Source organism: Caldisalinibacter kiritimatiensis, from assembly GCF_000387765.1.
Lineage (GTDB): Bacteria > Bacillota > Clostridia > Tissierellales > Caldisalinibacteraceae > Caldisalinibacter > Caldisalinibacter kiritimatiensis.
Map to the genome: position 1 here is coordinate 1 of NZ_ARZA01000195.1, position 2,506 is coordinate 2,506.

At 25.9% G+C, this 2,506-nt stretch carries 3 protein-coding genes; all 3 read right to left on the reverse strand.

Going from position 1 to position 2,506, the window contains the following annotated elements:
• Nucleotides 1–248: 248 nt before the first annotated feature.
• Nucleotides 249–401 carry a hypothetical protein gene (locus L21TH_RS14310; protein ID WP_006314110.1) on the reverse strand — a complete coding sequence of 51 codons (153 nt, stop codon included), beginning with the start codon at nucleotides 399–401 and terminating at the stop codon, nucleotides 249–251.
• Between the two features lie 22 nt (nucleotides 402–423).
• Complete coding sequence (locus tag L21TH_RS08460) at nucleotides 424–1,707, reverse strand: tetratricopeptide repeat protein (RefSeq protein WP_006314111.1); 1,284 nt, start codon at nucleotides 1,705–1,707, stop codon at nucleotides 424–426.
• Between the two features lie 375 nt (nucleotides 1,708–2,082).
• A complete protein-coding gene (locus L21TH_RS08465; RefSeq protein ID WP_006314113.1) occupies nucleotides 2,083–2,274 on the reverse strand; it encodes a hypothetical protein in 192 nt (63 codons plus the stop codon).
• Nucleotides 2,275–2,506 lie beyond the last annotated feature (232 nt).

The window sequence follows — 2,506 nt, forward strand, 5'->3', positions numbered from 1 at the left end:
AAAATTATTGGATGATTAATTTTGAAAAAGAAAAATTGCCAACTATTACTTGACAGTAACAATTGACACTCAAATATTGAAAATCTTTTATATCTACAGTATACTTATATTAAGTGGCCTATTAACTCTGTCAAACATGCTTGCCGGCATTTATTTAAGTTAGTAGGCTTTTTTCATTTGGTGCTCTTGGATATAACATAATCTCACCCCTTTCTTATATCTAAATAAACATAATACTTACTAAACTTTTATCCTCTCAATCCCCCATGGTCTTCATCATCTAACTCATATATAGTACCTTGTACTATTACGTTATTATTAGTTGTTTTTGGTGATTCAAATATAGTTGCTAAATTAAACATTAATATTGCTGCTATAATAAATGTAAATATCTTTTTCATTTTAATCACCACCTTCCTTTTATTATTTATTAATTATATAAGCCTTTTCAAAAGCTTCTAATGCCTTCTCCTTTTCTCCTAATAAATTATAGGTATTACCAAGTTTTAGATATGCATCTACAAGTACCTTTTTCATCTCCATTTGTTCTAATAGTGATGTTTGTTCTTTAATTTTCAATATTGCTTCTTTATATGATTTTTTATCCATTAAGTATTCAACATAATAATCTAAGCCTTTAATTATATGTTCTTTTAGTTTTCTCTCTTTGCTGAACTCTATGGCTTTTTCTAGTTGTTTTATGGCCTTTTCATCTTCTCCAACTTTTATGTGATATTTATATAGTTCAAATAATGTTGTTGGTAGTTCATCTAAATTCATTTCTTCCTTGATCAGTTTTGCTTTCATTAAATGTTTATAGGCATTTTCATAATCACCTGACTCTAAATACACACATCCAAAGTTATTTTCTATAAAGGCTTTTGTTTTTTCATCCTCTTTCTTCTTAAGTAAACTATTGGCTTGTTTCAGAATATTTTCTGCTTCTATATATTCTCCATTAATAATAAGTGTTGATGCATATTTAAGTAAACTTTGAGCATATCGTTTTGTATCCTTTAGTTGCTTGTCTATTTTTAAAGCTTCTTCTGCATATTTCTTTGCATTTTCTTTATCTTTTAATATGTGATAACATGTTGAAATATTATATAATATATTGCTTTCTAACTTTAATTTTTTAACAGGTAGTTGACTGTAAAAGGTATGTGCTTGTCTATATTTATTTAATGCTACTTCATATAATCCTTTTAATGTATATATATTGCCTTCCTTAATTATCACTTCTATTATTTTTTCTATGTTACTAACCTTAGAGTAATAATAAAAGCTTTGTTGTATGGAACCTAAGGCTCTATCATATAACTTTTCATTAATATAGGCTTGTGTAATTAGTAGGTTATTCTCTCCTAGAATTTCTACTAAATCATATTCCTTGGCATATTTATTAATTTTTTTATAAACCTCTTCTACTTTAGTAATATTATCTAGATTCACATGTGCCGACATTTCTTCTAACCATAATTTACAATACCTTTTTACCTGGTCCTTTTCTGTTTCTAAAAGATATTCTAAATCTACATCTAATTTTTGAGCTAAATACTTAAGTAACTCAATATTTGGGCTTGCTTTACCATTCTCAATATAACTTAGTTGTGCCTTTGAAACAAAGTCTTCCCCTAGTTCTCTTAATGACATGTTTTTCTCTTTTCTTAACCTTCTTATTTTTTCACCTATTGTTAATAGCTCCATGTTCATCTCTCCGTTCAATTTGTGTTTATATTATTTGATTTGCTGTTAACTTTATTGTAATTTATTTTCTATTATTTGTCAATAGTGTTTATATAGTACATTCGTACCATTGTTTTTATATGGTGTTATTATATGCATAGTCTACAGATTAATGGAGAACTATAAAACAAAATACTTTGATAGGTCTAGAAATACAAGAGAAATTAGCTAAAGAAAAGGAAAAGTTTGTAGAAAACCTATTATCAATAACACAAATCACGACATAGGAATCTATTAAATAACTACATTAGCATAACATATCACATTATATCTAGTATAATATAAAACATTATAACTGTAACTGATAATAATGAAAACTTCATTAGTCATTTTTTATTATTTTTTTAAAAATATATAATGATTCAATAAAAATAAACATATTGCTACTATTAAAATCAATAAAATAACTGTTATTTTACCAGTTGACTCATATGCTTTTTCCATAGTTATAATTCCAACTAACAATATTATTCCGTCTATCATTTTTTTAATAAATAAAATTAACTTTCTTTTAAAACTTGTATTCATTTTCTCCTCCCTTTCACTCAATATTTTACAAAGTAAAATATATAATTTAGTCATAAATTTATAATAATACCAATCTACCCAAATCTTGAAATTTACACTAATTTACTATAAACTTTAATTAAGTGGTCTATTAACTCTGTCAAACATGCTTGGCGGCATTTATTTGAGTTGATAGGCTTTTTTCATTTGGTGCTCTTGGATATAACATAATCTCACCCTTCATAAATTAAGA

Coding starts and splice junctions, on each gene's coding strand:
- L21TH_RS14310 (WP_006314110.1), bottom strand. CDS start 401: ATGAAAAAGATATTTACATTTATTATAGCAGCAATATTAATGTTTAAT.
- L21TH_RS08460 (WP_006314111.1), bottom strand. CDS start 1,707: ATGGAGCTATTAACAATAGGTGAAAAAATAAGAAGGTTAAGAAAAGAG.
- L21TH_RS08465 (WP_006314113.1), bottom strand. CDS start 2,274: ATGAATACAAGTTTTAAAAGAAAGTTAATTTTATTTATTAAAAAAATG.